General features: G+C 24.9%; 18 protein-coding genes and 1 tRNA gene. 13 read left to right on the forward strand and 6 right to left on the reverse strand.

The features are described 5' to 3' along the window. Window positions 1–3: 3 nt before the first annotated feature. Complete coding sequence (gene rpsU, locus H0H64_RS02480) at window positions 4–201, reverse strand: 30S ribosomal protein S21 (RefSeq protein WP_041936675.1); 198 nt, start codon at window positions 199–201, stop codon at window positions 4–6. A 24-nt stretch (window positions 202–225) separates the two neighbouring features. Next, window positions 226–300 (reverse strand) — tRNA-Val (locus tag H0H64_RS02485). Window positions 301–361: 61 nt separating this feature from the next. Between H0H64_RS02485 and recG the strand changes: the two genes are divergently transcribed. The 7 genes from recG to H0H64_RS02520 all read left to right on the forward strand — a co-directional run bounded on the left by recG (window position 362) and on the right by H0H64_RS02520 (window position 8,711). Beyond that, window positions 362–2,440 carry an ATP-dependent DNA helicase RecG gene (recG, locus tag H0H64_RS02490; RefSeq protein ID WP_185857218.1) on the forward strand — a complete coding sequence of 693 codons (2,079 nt, stop codon included), beginning with the start codon at window positions 362–364 and terminating at the stop codon, window positions 2,438–2,440. Between the two features lie 8 nt (window positions 2,441–2,448). Next, window positions 2,449–4,584, forward strand: a complete 2,136-nt coding sequence (locus H0H64_RS02495) for an ATP-dependent helicase (RefSeq protein ID WP_185857219.1) — start codon at window positions 2,449–2,451, stop codon at window positions 4,582–4,584. A 9-nt stretch (window positions 4,585–4,593) separates the two neighbouring features. Next, window positions 4,594–5,601 carry a cation diffusion facilitator family transporter gene (locus H0H64_RS02500; protein WP_185857220.1) on the forward strand — a complete coding sequence of 336 codons (1,008 nt, stop codon included), beginning with the start codon at window positions 4,594–4,596 and terminating at the stop codon, window positions 5,599–5,601. Between the two features lie 9 nt (window positions 5,602–5,610). Then, window positions 5,611–6,228, forward strand: coding sequence for a DUF4290 domain-containing protein (locus tag H0H64_RS02505; RefSeq protein WP_185857221.1), 618 nt, complete (start codon window positions 5,611–5,613; stop codon window positions 6,226–6,228). A 2-nt stretch (window positions 6,229–6,230) separates the two neighbouring features. Further along, window positions 6,231–7,550, forward strand: a complete 1,320-nt coding sequence (gene murA / locus H0H64_RS02510; RefSeq protein WP_185857222.1) for a UDP-N-acetylglucosamine 1-carboxyvinyltransferase — start codon at window positions 6,231–6,233, stop codon at window positions 7,548–7,550. A gap of 257 nt (window positions 7,551–7,807) precedes the next feature. Beyond that, complete coding sequence (gene greA / locus H0H64_RS02515; RefSeq protein ID WP_185857223.1) at window positions 7,808–8,290, forward strand: transcription elongation factor GreA; 483 nt, start codon at window positions 7,808–7,810, stop codon at window positions 8,288–8,290. Next, window positions 8,283–8,711 carry an HIT family protein gene (locus tag H0H64_RS02520; protein ID WP_185857224.1) on the forward strand — a complete coding sequence of 143 codons (429 nt, stop codon included), beginning with the start codon at window positions 8,283–8,285 and terminating at the stop codon, window positions 8,709–8,711. Before greA ends, H0H64_RS02520 begins: the two co-directional genes overlap by 8 nt. Window positions 8,712–8,714: 3 nt before the next feature. Here the strand turns inward: H0H64_RS02520 and H0H64_RS02525 are convergent, their stop codons facing one another. Beyond that, window positions 8,715–9,488, reverse strand: coding sequence for a type III pantothenate kinase (locus H0H64_RS02525; protein WP_185857225.1), 774 nt, complete (start codon window positions 9,486–9,488; stop codon window positions 8,715–8,717). Between the two features lie 126 nt (window positions 9,489–9,614). Here H0H64_RS02525 and H0H64_RS02530 point away from each other — a divergent pair, with 126 nt between their 5' ends. Both H0H64_RS02530 and H0H64_RS02535 read left to right on the forward strand, forming a co-directional pair. Next, window positions 9,615–10,403: an alpha/beta fold hydrolase gene (locus H0H64_RS02530; RefSeq protein ID WP_185857226.1), complete on the forward strand. Its 789-nt coding sequence runs from the start codon at window positions 9,615–9,617 to the stop codon at window positions 10,401–10,403. A gap of 50 nt (window positions 10,404–10,453) precedes the next feature. After that, entirely contained in the window at window positions 10,454–11,014 is a 561-nt protein-coding gene (locus H0H64_RS02535; protein WP_238784984.1) for a 5-formyltetrahydrofolate cyclo-ligase, read from the forward strand. Here H0H64_RS02535 and rseP read toward each other — a convergent pair. After that, window positions 10,995–12,326 (reverse strand): RIP metalloprotease RseP, encoded by a 1,332-nt coding sequence (rseP, locus tag H0H64_RS02540; RefSeq protein ID WP_185857228.1) that lies wholly within the window; start codon window positions 12,324–12,326, stop codon window positions 10,995–10,997. The two genes, H0H64_RS02535 and rseP, sit on opposite strands and share 20 nt — an antisense overlap. 62 nt (window positions 12,327–12,388) lie before the next feature. On the opposite strand from rseP, the gene H0H64_RS02545 reads away from it, so the two are divergent. Then, a complete protein-coding gene (locus tag H0H64_RS02545; protein WP_185857229.1) occupies window positions 12,389–12,616 on the forward strand; it encodes a FeoA family protein in 228 nt (75 codons plus the stop codon). A gap of 10 nt (window positions 12,617–12,626) precedes the next feature. Then, on the forward strand, window positions 12,627–14,684 hold the full coding sequence (feoB, locus tag H0H64_RS02550) for a ferrous iron transport protein B (RefSeq protein WP_185857230.1): 2,058 nt from the start codon (window positions 12,627–12,629) through the stop codon (window positions 14,682–14,684). 134 nt (window positions 14,685–14,818) lie between these two features. On the opposite strand, the gene H0H64_RS02555 is transcribed toward feoB, so the two are convergent. Further along, on the reverse strand, window positions 14,819–15,799 hold the full coding sequence (locus tag H0H64_RS02555) for a D-alanine--D-alanine ligase (RefSeq protein WP_185857231.1): 981 nt from the start codon (window positions 15,797–15,799) through the stop codon (window positions 14,819–14,821). Window positions 15,800–15,844: 45 nt separating this feature from the next. On the opposite strand from H0H64_RS02555, the gene H0H64_RS02560 reads away from it, so the two are divergent. Then, window positions 15,845–16,738, forward strand: coding sequence for a PASTA domain-containing protein (locus H0H64_RS02560; protein ID WP_185857232.1), 894 nt, complete (start codon window positions 15,845–15,847; stop codon window positions 16,736–16,738). After that, entirely contained in the window at window positions 16,739–17,740 is a 1,002-nt protein-coding gene (locus H0H64_RS02565; protein ID WP_185857233.1) for an RluA family pseudouridine synthase, read from the forward strand. It abuts the gene before it with no gap. Here H0H64_RS02565 and mgtE read toward each other — a convergent pair. After that, entirely contained in the window at window positions 17,735–19,081 is a 1,347-nt protein-coding gene (gene mgtE, locus H0H64_RS02570) for a magnesium transporter (protein ID WP_185857234.1), read from the reverse strand. The genes H0H64_RS02565 and mgtE overlap by 6 nt on opposite strands. Between the last annotated feature and the right edge of the window lie 104 nt (window positions 19,082–19,185).

Raw genomic sequence — 19,185 nt, forward strand, 5'->3', positions numbered from 1 at the left:
AGTCTATTCTTCTTTTTTCAATTTCATACGTTCTCTATATTTTGCTCTCAATATTTCATTTCTTCTTCCTTCAGAAGGTTTTATATATTGTTGTTTTTCTCTAAACTCTTTTAAAACACGAGTTTTATCAAATTTTTTTTTACATTTTTTCAAAGCTTTATCAATTGATTCTCCTTCTCTAACAGTGGTAATTAAGATCATAAAAAACTTAGTAAATAATTCTTGTGGACATTATCGGATTTGAACCGATGACCTCTACTCTGTCAAAGTAGTGCTCTAAACCTACTGAGCTAAATGTCCTTTAAAATCAACAAAATTAAGTATTTTTTGATATATAACGGATTATAATTTACTTTTATTTATGTCCTGCAATATTCTAAAAAAATCTATAAGATATTTAAAAGGATTAAGTTTAAAAAAAACTTACTTATTTAATACTGAATTAAACCTGTATACATACGAAGATGTACTTTCTTTTTATCCTAAGGGATATATCCATTTATCTACATTAAAAAACATATCAGGATTGTCAAATAATAATCATGATTTTGTAAGAATACTAGGTAAAATCACTAAGGTTGAAGAAATAAACTATAAAAGTAAAAAAGGGAAAATGTTAATAGGACGTCTGGAAGACGATACGGGTTCTATTGAGTTAGTTTGGTTTCAAAAAAATAATTTTATAAGAAATATCACAAAAAATATTACAGTAATAGTTTCTGGAAGAGTTAAATATTTTCAAAAAAAAATTCAAATCATTCATCCAAACATTGAAGAATTTTCTTCTTCAGTAAAGAATTATTCGATATATCCTGTATATCATATTACTAAAAATTTAAAAGAAGAAGGAATAAATAATTTTTTTATGATCAATTTATTACAAAATATCATAAAAGAGTTAAAAAATAATATAAATGAGTTTTTTTTTAAAGATTTTCTTAATATTAATAAAAAATTAATGTCAAGAAAAAAAGCCTTAATTCAAATTCATTTTCCAGAGTCTTTAGATTCCTTATTACAAGCACAATATTCTTTAAAATTTGAAGAGTTATTTATATTGAAATTATTTTTTTTATCGAAAAAAAAAATAGCACATAGTTCTCCTTTTACGAAATTAGGTAAGAATTTTTATAATTTTTACAAATATTTTCTCCCCTTCACTCTAACAGGAGAGCAAAAAAAAGTCTTCAAAGAAATATGGAACGATTTGAAAAAACCTACTCAAATGAATCGATTATTACAAGGAGAAGTAGGATGTGGGAAAACTATCATAGCTATGTTATCAATGCTTGTGGCTTTAGATAACGGTTTTCAATCTTGCTTGATGGCTCCTACTGAAGTTTTAGCAATACAGCATTATTATTATATAAGGAAAATGTTTTCAAAAATTGGAATTAAAATAGCCTTATTGACAAGTTCTATTTCTAATTCTAGACGAAAGTCTCTCTATTATGAAATATTAACAGGAAAAGTCTCTATTGTAATAGGAACACATTCTTTAATTCAAGAAAAAGTTCAATTTCGAAATCTTGGATTAGCAATAATAGATGAAGAACAACGTTTTGGAGTAGAACAAAGAGATAAAATTTGGCAAAAAGATGATCATCTTCCTCATATTTTAATTATGACTGCTACTCCTATTCCTAGAACCTTAGCAAAAATTATTTACCATGATTTAAATATTTCTATTATAAAAAAATTGCCTTTAGGGAGAAAACCTATTAAAACTATTCATTTTTGGAATAAAAATAGAGATCAAGCTTTTAAAATCGTTAAAGATCAAATTTTTATAGGGAGGCAAGTTTATATTATATATCCCACTATAAATACTTCTTTAAAGTATAAAAATTTAATGAAAGGATATCAGGAAATTAAAGAGAAATTTAAAAATTTGGAAAATGAAATTGGAATTTTACATGGTGAAATGAATTTTCAAGAAAAAAATATACAAATTAACCGATTTTTACGTGGAAAAACTAAAATTCTAATAGCAACTACAGTTATAGAAGTAGGAGTAAACGTCCCGAATGCATCAGTTATTTTAATAGAAAATGCAGATTTTTTCGGATTATCTCAATTGCATCAATTAAGAGGAAGAGTAGGAAGAGGGGGGCATCAAAGTTATTGTATTCTTATTACCGATCAGAAAATTAGTGTAGAAGGGGTTTTTAGGATCAAAAAAATGTGTGAAACAAATAAAGGATTAGAAATAGCGAAAGAAGATCTAAAACTACGTGGTGGTGGAGATTTAATAGGAACTAAACAAAGTGGAAAAAATTATTTACGTATTGTAAATCTGATCAAAGATCATAAGTTAATAAAAGAAGTTTTTCCAATTGCTAAAATTTTTTTTCAAAAAAATCCTAATTTTTTTAGAAACACAAAAAATATTTTTTTTGAATACTACAAAAATAAATGGAAAATTTATAAATATAAATGAGTAAATAGATGAATTCACTGAATAGTTCTCAACGAGAAATTATAGAAACTATTAATGGTCCTATACTGGTTATTGCTGGAGCAGGATCAGGAAAAACTCGTGTTATTACACACCGTATTGTTCATATGATTCAAAATATAGGAATATCTTCTTCTGATATATTAGCTTTGACTTTTACCAAAAAAGCTGCTAAAGAAATGAAAACCCGTATTTTTAACATGATGATGAATCATACAGATTTTGATCAAATAACTTTAGGAACTTTTCATTCTGTATTTTCCAGCATTTTAAGAAAGGAATCTCATTGGTTAGGATTAAAATCAAATTATACTATTTATGATCATAAAGATTCAGAAAATGTTATCAAACAAATATTAAAAGAAATCAACATAGATATATCCTTAAATTATAAAGAGATAAGAAAGAGAATTTCTGAATATAAAAATAATTTATATTTATATAATAATAAAAAATATAAAGATAAAAAATTAGAATTTTTTCCCAAAATATATAAATCTTATACAAAACGTTGTTTTCAAGCAAATGCGTTAGATTTTGATGATATCTTACTTTATACCAATCATTTATTTTTTTATTTTCCAAACGTTCTTAAAACGTATCAAAAAAAATTTAAATATATATTAATTGATGAATATCAAGATACTAATTTATCTCAATATACGATCATAAAGAATCTAGTTTCTCAACATAAAAATCTTTTTGTAGTAGGAGATGACGCTCAAAGTATTTATGCTTTTCGTGGAGCTAATATTTCAAATATTTTGAATTTTAATCTTGATTATAATAATGCTAAAATTTTTAGACTCGAACAAAATTATCGTTCTACTAACCATATAGTGCAAGCCTCTAATAGCATTATTTCTTTTAATAAAAATCAAATTTTTAAAAAAATATGGACAAATAATGAAAAAGGAGAAAAAATAAAAATATATTGCGCTTCTTCTGATCTAGAAGAAGCGCAATATATTGCTTCTTATATTCTTTCAATAAAAAAGAAAACAAACTTACGATACGAAAATTTCGCTATTCTTTACAGAGCGAATATACAATCACATATTATCGAGTATTCACTAAGAAAAAAAAATATTCCATATCATATATATGGATCTATTTCATTCGAAAAACGAAAAAAGATTAGAGATTTTCTAGCTTATCTTAGAGTTATTGTGAATTCAAATGATGAAGAATCTTTATTGCGAATTATAAAAAAGAAAAACCAAAGAATCGTAAAAAATATATTAAGTTTATCTAAAAAAAAAGAGACTACAGTTTATAATATAATAAAAAATATTAAAGATTATCAATGTTTATTAAAAATAAGTAATAAAACAAAAAATAATTTTACAAGTTTAATTTTTACAATAGAAAAATTACGTGTAGAACAAAATAATGCATATATAATAGCAAAAAAAGTGATAAATCTTTTGTTAGAAGAAAACGATGATAATAAAAATGAAGATTTACAATACATACTTGATTATATATCTCAATATGTTAAAGAACAAGAAAAATTAAAAAAGAATGGAGATACAAGTTTGCTTGGTTTTTTACAATGTTTTTATTTGGAAATTGATGAAGATATCAATCATAAAAAAAATGAAAAAGATAAAGTTTCATTAATGACAGTTCATTTATCCAAAGGATTAGAATTTTCCATTGTTTTTATCGTAGGATTAGAAGAAAATTTGTTTCCATCAAAATCTAGTTTTGAAAATCAGTTCAAAATAGAGGAAGAACGTCGTTTATTTTATGTTGCCTTGACTCGAGCTCAAAAAAAAGCAGTTCTAACTTATGCAAAATATAGATTTATATGGGGAGAAAAAAAAAAAAATATTCCTAGTCGTTTTATTAATGAACTTAATCAAAGTTTTATTGATATAGAAAATCATAAATCAGAAAAATCAGAAAAAGATAAAATTAATTCTTTGAATCATTTTAATCATGAACATGAATATTCTAAACATTTAGAAATTCAAAAAGGAACAAAAGTTTTTCATAAAAATTTTGGAGCAGGAACCATTGTAGAATTACAAAATAAGAATCAAATAGCTTTAATAAAATTTCAAAAATCGGGAGAAAAAAGAATTTTTTTAAAATTAGATAAACTTGTTATTTACTCATAACAAAAATTTATGGATGATTCAAAAAAAATTAAATTTAATTTTTATTTTCAGAAAATAATTTGTTTTGTAGCGATTATTTTCTTTTTCATTAAATTAATTACTTGGCATATTACTTCTTCACTTTCTATATTTAGTGATGCCATGGAAAGTTTAATTAATATCATTAGTGGCTTTATTGGATTATGTAGTCTTTATATATCATCTTTGCCTAAAGATCAAAATCATCCATACGGACATGGAAAAATAGAATTTATATCAACGGCTATAGAAGGGGTTTTAATTTCTATAGTAGGAATTACTATTTTTATAAATACTTTTATACGTATTAAATATAACATGCATGGAATTCTTTTATCTAGATTAGATTATGGTGTACTTTTAATGTCATTTACTGGAATTATTAATTACTTATTAGGGTTTTTAGCTTGTAAGATCGGACATAAAAATGGAGCTTTAACATTAATAGCTAGTGGAAAACATCTTCAAATAGATACCTATTCTACTTTTGGTATAGTTGTAGGATTAATTTTGTTGAATATCACCAAATGTACATGGATAGATCCTATTATTTCTATTATTTTTTCTTCCGCAATTTTGTATACAGGATTTAAATTATTGAGGAATGCTACAGCTGGAATTATGGATGAATCTGATAAAAAACTTTTAAAAAAATTATCTTTTTACCTTAACGAAAAAAGAGATGTGCATTGGATCGATCTTCATCATTTAAAAATCATTAAATATGGTAGCGCATTACATATAGATTGTCATCTAATTGTTCCATGGTATTTTAATATAAAAGAAGCGAATCAAGAAGTAAAAAAGTTAACTCAACTAACCAAAAATGAATTTGGATATAAAGTAGAACTATCTGTTCACGTAGAAGCTTGCTCTAACGATCATTGTGCATTTTGTTCTAATCATTCTTGTCAAGTAAGAAAAAACCTTTTTCAAAAAAAAATTCTTTGGACTTTAGATAAAACGTCTTATTATAACAACAATAAAACTAAACTTTAAATATATATTATGGAATACAACACTAATCGTTTCAAATTGGTGATCCCAGAATATGGGAGAAATATTCATAAAATGATAGACTACGCCATACAAATAAAAAACAGAAAAAAAAGAAATCGTTGTGCATGGGGGATTATTAAATTAATGACGGGTTCTATTCATCCTAAGTTTCACAAATCGATTCCTTATTTTCAACATAAATTATGGAATCAATTATTTATTATGTCTAAATATCAATTAGATATTGATACTCCTTTTCCTAAACCAAACACAAAAGAAAACTACAAAATAAGTTTCTGTAACAAAAAAGTCGTGTATCCTGAATATTTAACTAATTTTAGATATTATGGAAAAATAATAAGAAATATGATCCATGTAGCAATACGTTGTAAAGATACGCAAAAAAAGGAAGGGTTGTTTTATGCTATTGCTAATACAATGAAAAAAAACTACTTAAGATGGAATAAAAATATGGTGGAAGATTACGTCATATTTAAAGATTTAAAAAAACTTTCAAAAGGAAAAATATGTTTAATGAAAAATACAGATCCATTATTACAATGTTCTAAAATTTTAAAAAGTAAAAAAAAATTACTAAAAAATAGTAAAGTTAGTTTTAAATCATAACAATGGGGATTTTCAAAATAAAAGGAGGTTTCTCTTTAAAAGGAGAAATTCAACCGCAAGGAGCTAAAAATGAATCTTTGCAGGTATTATGTGCCGTATTACTCACTTCAGAAAAATTGAGAATTAAAAATATTCCAGAAATAGGAGACGTTAAATGTTTAATGCAAATTCTTAAAGAATTAGGAGTTTTAGTAAAAAAAAATGGAATTGGAGATTATACTTTTCAAGCAAAAAATATAAACATTGAATATTTGAATACGAAAAGATTTCATGAATATGGAAAATCCATCAGAGGATCAATTATGATTGCAGGACCTTTGCTCGCTAGATTTGGAAAAGTTTGTATTCCGATTCCCGGAGGAGATAGGATAGGTAGACGACGTTTAGATGCTCACTTGACAGGATTCAAATTATTAGGAAGTAATATACATTATCATAATGATTCCCAATATTTTGATTTACAAATAATAAATAAAAACAATTTAACTGGAGAGTATATTTTAATGGAAGAAGCTTCTATTACGGGAACAGCTAATATCATTATGGCGGCCACTTTAGCTAAAGGAAAAACTACTATTTATAATGCTGCTTGTGAGCCTTATATTCAACAATTATGCAAATTGTTAAATAAAATGGGAGCGAAAATTAAAGGAATAGGATCTAATTTAATTAATGTAATTGGAGTTAAAGAACTAGGTGGATGTGACGAGCATACTATATTACCTGATGTAGTAGAAATAGGCAGTTGGATAGGGTTAGCTGCTATTACTTGTTCTGAAATTAGAATTAAAAATGTTAGTTGGAAAAATTTGGGAATTGTTCCTAAAACATTTCAGAAAATGGGGATCAAATTAGAAAAGGAAAAAGATAATATTTATATTCCATCACAAAAATCTTATCAAATCAAAAAATCATTTAACAATGCAATATTGACAATATCTGATGCTCCATGGCCTGGATTAACTCCAGATTTATTAAGCATTTTAACTGTAGTAGCGACTCAAGCTAAAGGAAGTGTTTTAATTCATCAGAAAATGTTTGAAAGTAGATTATTTTTTGTAGATAAACTTATAGAAATGGGAGCTCAAATCATATTATGTGACCCTCATAGGGCTACTGTTATAGGACTTAATCACAAATCTTCCCTAAGAGGAGCGATATTAAATTCTCCAGATATAAGAGCGGGAATTTCACTGCTTATAGCAGCTCTTTCGGCTAAAGGCACCAGTATTATTAAAAATATAGAACAAATAGATAGAGGATATGAAAATATAGATAAGAGATTACGTTTTTTAGGGGCAAATATTCTAAGAATGAAATGATATTTTACCTTATCAACTTTAATTATTTTCCTATCATATCAATTCAATTAATTTATAAATAAATAAGTGAAATAAAAATACAAAAATTCGTAATTTTAATTTGATCAAAATCAATATATTTTTTTATTTAATGTTTTTAAATAAAAATGAGGTATTTTTTTCATATTATGTTTTATTTCAAAACCATATAACTTTATATGTCATCTAAATAGATAAATTGAATGAAAAAGATCAGAAAAAAATAATAATGAAAAATTATGGAAAAATTTGAATATATAACTAAAAAAGGATTAGAAAAATTACAAAAAGAAATAGAAAGACTAGAAAACATAGAACGTCCGAAAATATCCATGCAAATAGCAGAAGCTAGAGATAAAGGGGACTTATCAGAAAATGCTGAGTATGATGCAATAAAAGAGGCTCAAGGCTTTTTAGAAATGAATATAGCTAAGTTAAAAAAAAAACTATCTAACGCACGTATCATAGATGGATCACAAATTAATAGAACTAGAGTTTCTATTCTTTCTACAGTAAGAGTTAAAAATTTAACTAATGGAAGAGAACAAATATATACTTTAGTTCCAGAGGGTGAAGCTGACTTAAAATCAGGAAAAATATCTATAAATACTCCTATATCAACAGGATTACTTGGAAAACAAGTCGGACAAATAGCCCATATTAAATTGCCTAATAAAATGATACTTGATTATGAAATTTTAGAAATAGCATTTAGTGAATAATATAAATATATTTCAAAAAATAATTAATAATGAAATTCTAGCTTATAAAGTAGCGGAAAGTTCTGATCATTTAGCTTTTTTAGATATTTATCCTATAAAAATAGGGCATACTTTGGTAATTCCAAAAAAAAGTAATAGAGATAAAATTTTTTCTCTATCGGAAGAAGAATTTATCTCTATTATGTCTTTTACAAAAAAAATAGCGATAGGTATAGAAAAAATCATACCTTGCAATCGCGTAGGTATGTTTGTCATGGGGTTTGAAATTCCTCATGTCCATATTCATTTAATTCCTATGGATAAAGAAAGTGATGGAAATTTTTCCAAAAAAAGAATGGTTTTATCTTCAAAAAATTTTCAAATTTTGTCTAAAAAAATAAAAAAATCTATTCAAAAAAATATCAATGAAAATTATCATTGATATTTAATGATTCCAATGAAATAGGATCTTTAACCCTTTTATTGTATGTAGTTTATCTTTTATATGAATTTTTTTTGTTAAAGGTGCATATATGTGAGAAAGACCTCCGGTCGCAATAACAAAACAATTCGTTTTTAATTCTTGATTGACTCTATTAATCAACCCTTCAACCATACTTAAATATCCATAGATAATTCCACTTTGAATACATGTTTCTGTGTACTTCCCCAATATTTTAGGAGGTTTTTTCAATTCGATTTGTGATAATTGAGCAGTATTTCCAATCAACGCTGTTAAAGAACTATTGATTCCGGGAGCAATAATAACACCTTGAAGATTCCCATATTTATCTATACAGGTTAAACTTAATGCAGTCCCAAAATCCACTACTAAAGTGGAGGTATGATTGTTTTTGTATAATGTGTATGCAGCTATAGCGTTAGCATACAGATCTGTACCTAACTGATGAGAATCATGTTTTATAGGAGAAGGAGAATTTCTATCAACTATAATAGCTTTTATTTTATGTATTTCATATAAAGATTGTTCCACGATATTTGTGAGAGGAGGGACGACTGATCCAATAACAATGTTTTGTATAAATTCTGAAAGAATCCCATATTGTTGATATATACTTCTAAATAACAAAATATATTCATCCAGCGATCTATGTGGATTGCTATTAATAATCCAGGAATAATTACATTCTAAATTATAATTATTATCAAATAGTCCAAAACGAAGACTGGAATTTCCAATGTTTATTGTTAACAACATGATTTATTCCATTTTTGGAAAAATGCATTTTGAATTAGAAAATTGTTTTTTTTTCAATTTCATACATATTCATATAATTTCATAAAAGTATATTTTATTTTGTAGTATTGTATTAATTATTAATATATGACTAATATTTGTAAAATAAATTTTAAAATAAAAGGAGAAGGAATTCCTATAGTATTATTACATGGATTTATGGAAAGTTTAGAAATATGGAATTATATATATCGCAGTATTTCTACTAAGTATAAAGTTATTTTGATAGATCTTCCAGGACATGGAAAAAGTATTTTCACATTAGAAAAAAATATGATTTTTACAATGGAAAAAGCAGCAGAAATGGTAAAAAAAATTTTAGAAAAAAAAAATATACAAAAAGCTATTTTCATAGGTCATTCTATGGGTGGATATATAGCTTTAGCTATAGCGGAAGAATATCCAGAAATGTTTTTAGGTTTATGTTTACTTCATTCAACAACAGAATCAGACACACTTGAAAAAAAGAAAAGTCGTATTCAGTCTATTCAATTAGCAATCAATAATTATCCATTATTTATATCCACAAGTATCAAAAAATTATTTCATTATGAAAAATTATCTTTTTTACAAAAAGAAATTTCTTTTACAAAGAAAATAGCTTCGCATACTCATATCAATAGTATTATTTCTTTTTTAAAAGGAATGTCTATTCGAAAAGATAGAAAATTTTTGCTGAAAACAACTGGATTTCCAAAACTATATATAACCGGTTTATACGATCTAATTCTTGATAAAAAAAAAATTTATGAAGAAACTAAAAATGGAAATCAAATTTATTTTGTTGCAATACCTACAGGTCATATGGGGCACATAGAACGCCCTAAAAAAATTATAAAAATATTAGAAAATTTTATAGATTTTTATAGTAAATAAATAGGAATAGGAAAATGAATAAAAAAAAATTACGAAAAAAATATTTCCATATGAGAAAATCTTTTTCTCAAAAAGAAATTATAAAAATGAGTAACGAAATTTTTTCCCATTTAAAAAATATATTTTTTATATGGGAAAAAACATATTATCACATTTTTTTACCTATACGTGAATATAAAGAAGTAAATACATTTATTATAATTAATTTTTTACTAAAAATAGGAAAATGTGTTACGATACCCTGTTCTAATTTTCGTAATTTTTCTATAGAAAATTGTTTATTTCATGAAAATACTATATTAACAAAAAAAAAGTATGGAATTTTAGAGCCTATTCCCATGCATAAATCTATCGTTTCAATCTCTCTAATTGAAATAATATTTATTCCTTTATTAATATTTGATTCAAAAGGTTATAGAATAGGTTACGGAAAAGGCTTTTATGATAGATTTATTTCTTTATGTGAAAAAAACGTTATTAAAATAGGTTTAAGTTTTTTTTATCCCATAAAAAAAATCAAGGATATACATAAAAATGATTTATTAATAGATATAGGAGTCACTCCCTATCATATTTTTTTCTTTAAAAAATTCAATAAAGAAAAACTTTGAAAATATCCCAAAGAATAATTAACATCATAATTAAACTAATTATTACAAATCCGTAAATAGTACAACGTTCGATGATTTCTTCATTTATTTTCTTTCTTGTTATCATTTCTATCATAATAAATAATATATAACCACCATCTAATGATGGTATGGGAAATAAATTTAAAAAAGCTAACCAAATAGATAAAGTAGCTGTTAAAGTCCAAAAAATCCCCCAGTTCCATTGAGATGGAAATTCTTTAGCTATGGAAAAAAAACTACCTATTTGTTTATAAGCTTTAGTTTCTATATGAAAAACATTTTTCAAAAAAAAGATTTGATTTTTTAAAACATTCCAAGCTTTTTTTATCCCATGAGGGATACTCTCAAAAAAAGAGTAACTCTTTTTTTCAAATAAAAAAATTTGATCTAAATCCATAAAATTTTTTAAATAAATACCTAAAACTCCTTTTGGATCTAAAAAAATTTCTTTCTGAATAAATTTTCCATTTCTATTAATGGATATTAATATGTTTTCATTTTTATATTTTGATAATAAATCTTTTAATTGATCAGAAAAAAGAACAAATTCAGAATTAATAGCTAATATTTCATCATTATTTTTTAATCCATATTTTTCTGCTTCAGAATTTTTGATGACATAATTGATTATAGGAGGGACACGGGGTTGAATAAAAAAGTTCAGTTCTTTTCTATCAAAAAGATATTTTTTCTTGTTATTATTTAATGATAATTTTATTATATTTCCCATACGATCTACAGTAATAGAATTACCTAAAATAATTGCTTTAGGAATATCATTAAAGTATGGGACATACTTTTCGTTTACGAATAAAATTTTATCTCCATTTTTCAATCCTATTTTTTCTCCTAAAGAATCAACTTCTATTCCGTATTTAACATTTTTTGTAGGGAGATAAGTTTCCCCATATTTAAACAATAAAAAAGTGAAAATTAAAACAGATAACAATATATTGAAAATAATTCCTCCAGCAATAATCAATAATCTTTTGATTGCTGACTTAGAACGATACTCCCAATTCTTAATCCGATTTTCGGATAAAACATTTTTATCATCCATCATCATTCCAGATATTTTAACATATCCTCCTAAAGGCAACCACCCTATTCCATAAATGGTATGTCCTATTTTTTTTTTAAAAAGAGAGAACCAAGGATCAAAGAATAAAAAAAATCTTTCTACTCTTACTTTAAACACTTGAGCTAGAATAAAATGACCTAATTCATGAACAACAACTAATATAGAAATGCTAAGTAGCAATTGTATAGATCTAATTAAAATTGATGACATTTCTAAGATTTAAAAAATAAAAAAGATAAATTTAAACCTTTATTACAAAATAAAAATATATTTTGAATTTATCTAATCTTAAAAAAGGAGAAAAAGGGATTATTAAAGGATATAAAAATGATAATTTCCCTATAAAACTATTAGAGTTAGGAGTTTTACCTGGGGTAAAAATCGAAATACTTTTTGTTTCTATTTTTTACGATCCATTATGCATTAGCTATGATCAATCTTGCTTAGCTTTACGAAAAGAAGAAGCTGAAAATATCATAATAGAACCTATTATTTTTTAGATAACAAATAATGTCAAAAATTAAATTAGCGCTTGTTGGAAATCCAAATGTAGGAAAAACTTCTTTGTTTAATAAATTAACTGGTCTCAATCAAAAAGTAGGAAATTATATAGGAGTTACAGTTGACAAAAAAATAGGATATTTTTATTATGACTACACGTGCTATCAAATTATAGATCTTCCTGGAACTTATAGTATATATCCTTCATCTGAAGATGAAGAAGTGGTTTGCAGATTGCTGAGCAACCTGAATGATTTAGATTATCCAGACAAAATTATAGTAGTAGCAGATTCCTCGAATTTAAAAAAAAGTCTTCTTTTACTAAGACAAGTACAAGATTTAGGATTTCCTGTTCTTTTTGTGTTAAATATGCTTGATGAAGCAAAAAAAAAGGGAATATCTATTAATATAGAAAAATTAAAAAAATTTCTTATAACAGAAATTGTATTAATCAATGCAAGAGAAGGAATAGGATTAAATAAAGTTAAAATAAAAATAAATAATTTAAATTTAAATAATAATAAAAAAAGGAAAAGAACCTATTTTTTTAATCCAAGATTACATTATTCTTCTGCTATTAATGATGTAAAAAATAATTATAAAGTAAACACTTATCAAGCGTGGTCTTATTTAGCTTATAATAGAAAATTTTTAAAAAAAGATAATTTATTACATGAAATAAAAAAAAAATATAATATTATACCGAAAAGACTACAAATCAAGGAAACATTAGATAGATATGAAGAAATAGGAAAAGTTTTCTCAAAAACAGTTTCCGAATTCATTTCAGATAAAGAAAAAACCTATTTAGAATTTTCTAAAAAAATAGATAATCACTTAATTTTGCATCCTTTTTGGGGTTATTTTGTTTTTTTTTTCTTTTTATTTTTCATTTTTCAATGTATTTTTTTTTGGTCAGAAATTCCAAAACAATTTATAGAGTTTTTTTTTTCTTTTGTCCAAAAAAAGTTGGAAAATATTTATCCTGGTCCTTTAAATAATTTTTTATTACAAGGTATATTTCCCGCAATTAGTACTATTCTCTCTTTTATTCCGCAAATTTCTATTTTACTATTTTTCCTTCTTATCATGGAAGAAAGTGGATATATAAGCAGAGTTATATTTTTAATGGATAGAATCATGCGGCCTTTTGGATTAAATGGAAAAAGTGTTGTTCCGCTTATTTCTAGCATAGCTTGCGCTATTCCTGCAATCATATCAGCTAGACATATAGATAATCCAAGAGATCGTTTAATTACTATTTTAGCGACTCCTTTTATGACCTGTTCGGCAAGATTACCTGTTTATACTCTTATCATATCTCTAATTATACAGGATAAAAAATGGTATTTTATTCAACTTAGAGGAATAGTGCTCATGGCTATGTATATTTTAGGAATTATATCTGCTTTGAGTGTTTCAATAATTTTACATCAATTTTTAAAAAAAAATTATAAAAGTCATCTTATCATGGAAATTCCTACTTATAAAATTCCTATGTTAAAAAATGTATTGATTACTCTATGGATTAATCTTAAATCCTTTATTATAAATGCAGGAAAAATGATTTTATTGATAAACATATTAATTTGGGTTTTAGGAACTTTTGGTCCTTCAGAAAATTCATCAAATAAAAATTCAATCATAAAAATAGAAAAAAAAGAATTGCCTCATTCTTATTTGGGGTTATTGGGAAAAAAAATGGAACCTATAATTCATCCATTAGGATATGATTGGAAAATTGGAATAGGATTGATATCATCTCTTGTAGCGAGAGAAGTTTTTGTTAGCACCATGGCTTCTGTATATAGCATAGAAGAAAAAGAAAATTTTTTAAAGGAAAAAATGAAAAAAGAAATGTCACCTAGAACTAAAAAGCCTATTTATAATTTAGCAACAGGAATTTCTTTACTATTTTTTTATGCATTTTCTATGCAATGTATGAGTACCTTATCCATAATAAAAAAAGAAACAAAATCCTGGAAATGGCCAATATTACAATTTATTTTTATGACTTTATTAGCTTATATAGCTTCATTATTAATATATCAAACATTAAAAAAATAATAAAATGTGGCAATATATTATAATAGGTTTATTTTTTTTATATTCAATTTTTTGTTTATTTAGAAAATTATTGAATTTTTTTTATCCAAAAAAAAATTTTTGCAAGAAAAGATGTAATTGTAAATTATGAAATTTTATTTGTTCATTTTTTCAATGGAAGCATATATGGTATTTTTAAAAACATCGGATAAAGAGATTCCAACTATTTTCAATTGTTTTGGAAAAATACTTTCTTCTGAAAGACCTGGTACTGTATTGATTTCCAAAAAATAAGGTTCTTCATTTACAATGATATATTCCGCTCTAGATATTCCTGATAAATTTAGAAAATTGTATACTTTTTCTGCTGTATTTCGTATTTTATTCTCAATATTTTTAGATAATTTTGCCGGAGTGATTTCTTTAGATTTACCAGAATATTTTGATTCAAAATCAAAAAAATCATTTTGACTAATTATTTCTGTTATTGGTAAAACAACAACTTCATTTTTAAATGAAAAAACACCTACTGATACCTCTTTTCCTTTCAAAAAAGATTCTATAATAATCTCTTCATCTTCTAGAAAAGCTTTTTGTACTGCATCAAACAAATCTTTTTCTTCATAAACTTTTCTTATCCCTAAACTAGATCCAGATCTATTAGGTTTTACAAAACAAGGTAGACCTACTTTATTTAAAATTTTTTTACTACAAAAAATTTGATTTTTATTTAAAAAAAAAGACTCGGCCGTATTAATTCCAAAATGCTTCAAGAAAGTTGAACAATATTTTTTATTAAAAGTAACATTAGCATGATGAAAATTACATCCTGTATAAGGAATTTTTAACAGCTCAAAATAAGCTTGTAATATTCCATCTTCTCCTGGAGTTCCATGTATAGCATTAAATACACAATCAAATTTTAATTTTTTCATTCTAAAAACAGTAAAATCTTGTTTATTAATAGGATATTCTTTATTTTTCTCATTTTTCATGAACCATTTATCTTTGAAAAGATATATCCGATAAGGATCAAATTCTTTTCTACATAAATTTTCATAAACAACTTTTCCACTTTTTAGTGAAACAACAGATTCTTTTGAATATCCCCCCATAACGACAGCTATTTTTTTCATTATTTATTTTTAATTTTGTTAATTTTTTGATATAAAAACATTTTTATGAATTATTCAAAATATTTTGTAATATTCATCATCAATTTTATAATTTCCATATTTATTTTATATAAAATTACTCAATTGGCATTGAAATGGGTAGATATTTATACAAAACATGGATCTTATGTTGTAGTTCCTAATTTAAGAGGTTTTAATATGACTCAATCTATATCAATTTTAAAAAAATTAGGCCTGAAATACGATATAGATACATCACGTTATGATCCTAATTTTAGGATTAATGGAATTATTTCCTTTTCACCAGAAGCTGGAAATCATGTTAAAGAAGGAAGACATATATATATACAAGTTAATTCTAAATCATCCCAATCTATTTTGCCTAATATCATTAATAAAGATAAACGAATAGCTATAAAATTACTTCATGCTAATCATATATCCGTCAAAGAAATAAAATATATTAATGATATGGATAAAGATATTATTTTAAAAGTTTTATATAAAAATAAATCTATCCGATTTGGATATCGGTTTCCTACTAATACCAATCAAGATGGAATCACTTTAATTATTGGAAAAGGATATGAAAAAAACAACTCCATAGTACCTGATGTTATTGGAATGACTTTATATTCAGCTACTTACGTTTTAAAAAATCAATTATTTCATGTTATTAATTTTTACTATGATCATGAAATCAAAAATCCTGAAAAAAATGCAAAAGTATACCGTCAAAAACCTGAACCTGGAGTGATTCATAACAAAAATAAATCTGTTGAACTTTGGTTAACTTCAAAAGAATTATTAGATGATTTAATTCAAATAGAAGAAAAAGATTCTCAGAAACAACAAACAGAAAAAATACAAATAGAAGAAAAAAAGCCTCAAAAACAAACCGAAGAAAAAAAAGAAAAAGAACAAATAGAATCGAACTAAATGAAAAAAGTTCAAATCACTGCAAAGAAAAATCAAAAAGAAATTCGTATTGATAAGTTTTTGAAAAAAAATATAGAAAATATTAGCAGAAATCAAATTCAAAAATTAACGATTTCAGGTAAAGTTATTGTGAATAAACATATTGTAAAAAAAAATTATAAAATAAAATCTTTGGATTTTATAGAAATAGAAATTCCTAATATTCCTACATTAGATCACTTAGAGTATAAAAATATTATTGCGGAAAAAATAAATATTGATATTATCTATGAAGATGAAGACGTTCTTGTAGTTAATAAACCTGCAGGAATGGTAGTTCATCCTGGCTTTGGCAATAATAAAGGAACATTAATTCATGGAATTAAATATCATTTCCAAAACTCAAATTTGAGTAATTTCAATTTGTATAGAAGCGGTTTAATTCATAGATTAGATAAGGATACATCAGGTTTATTAGTTTTAGCTAAAAATGAACATTCTAAAAAATGTTTATTCCAACAATTCAACTCGAAAACAATTCAAAGAGAATATAGAGCTTTAATATGGGGAAATTTACTTGAAGAAAAAGGAATTATAACTGGTTTTATTGGAAGAGATCCTAAAAATAGAAAAAAAATGACCATTTTTAGAAATAATGAATTTTATAAAGGAAAGTATTCTATAACACATTATAAAGTGTTAGAAAGATTTAAATATTTAACATATGTTTCTTGCAATATAAAAACAGGAAAAACACATCAAATAAGAGCACATTTCAAATATTTAGGTCATCCATTGTTTCACGACTCTATGTATGGGGGGAATAGAATTTTTATGAAAAAAAAATGTTCAAATAAAAATATAAAATTTTTGAAAACTTGTTTTAAGATATTACCAAGACAAGCTTTGCATGCAATATCACTTTCTTTTATTCATCCAAAAAATGAAAAATGTTATTTTTATTGTCCAATTCCTGAAGATTTTCAAATGGTTTTACAAAAATGTAGAAAAATATTATTATAATAAAGTCCCGTGCAAAAGAATATAAGATATAGAAAAATATATAATTAACCCAACAACATCTACTAATGTAGCCACAAAAGGAGCTGAAGAGCTGGCTGGGTCTCCTCTTAATTTTTTAATTATAAAAGGTAACATGGCCCCACTTAATGTCCCCCATAATACGACTCCGATCAAGGATAAAAAAACTGTTAAACCGACTAATATCCAATGAGATCCATAATTAAATAAATTTATTTTATGCCAAGCGATGACACGTATAAAACCTGTTAATCCTAAAATGCTCCCTAAAAAAAAACCGCAAATAATTTCTCTTCGCATCACAATCCACCAATCTTTTATTTTTACCTCTCCTAAAGCCATTGCTTGTATAATTAAACTTGCAGCTTGAGAACCGCTATTTCCTCCACTTGAAACAACTAAAGGAATGAACAAAGCAAGAACTACAGCTTTTTCTATAACACTTGAAAATTTTTGCATAACTGTTGTCGTTAACATTTCTCCTATAAACAATAAAATTAGCCATCCAGCTCTTTTTTTAATAAGTTTAAATAAAGGAACGTTTAAATAAGAATAAGATTGATTTGAAGCTTCCATCCCTCCTATTTTTTTTAAATTTTTTCTATAATTTTTATCCAAAATCTCATATACAGTTACTATTCCCAATAGAAAATTATGATTATCTATAACTGGAAGTGAAATTCTATTGCTCATAGAAAATATTTGAATAGCTTCTTTTTCTGTGTCTGTAACATTTAAAGTTTCAGTACATTGACTGCTCATTAGATTGAATACTTTTGTTTTTGGGTCTACTAACAAAAATTCTTGTATTTTTATATCATTTATTAATTGACCTTTTTGGTCTACTATATAAACAATTTCTATAACATCACTATTATTTACCTCTTTACGAATGTAATCCAAAACTTCTTGCACACTCCAATTTTTTTGAACAGCAAGATAATATGGAATCATCAAACGACTTACACTATTTTTAGGATATCCTAGAGATACTAAAATTCTATATTTATCTTCTGGACTTAAATATTTTATTAAATCTTTTAAAATATTTTTTGGAAGATTATCTAAAAAGTGAACACGATCATATACTGATAAATTATTTAATAATTCCATTTTTTTAATAGAAGGCAAGCCTTTTATAATTTTTTTTTTTATAGAAAAATCTAATTCTTTAAAAAGAGAAATTGCTTTACATAATTTTAACAAACTAAATATTTTTATAACATCATTAGGATAGTGATAAATAATCTTTATTAATCTACTTACAGTTTGATTGTTTATAAATTTATCGTTATTTAAATAATCTTGATCCTCATTAAACATTTTTTTTTGTAGAAATTTTTTTTGAGTTTATAATATGATTGGGTTCATTCCCGCAAGAAACAAAAACAATTTCTATATTGTATTGTTCTGCAGAAATAAATTAA

It is taken from the genome of Blattabacterium cuenoti (genome assembly GCF_014251635.1).
GTDB classification, from domain to species: Bacteria; Bacteroidota; Bacteroidia; order Flavobacteriales; family Blattabacteriaceae; genus Blattabacterium; species Blattabacterium cuenoti_S.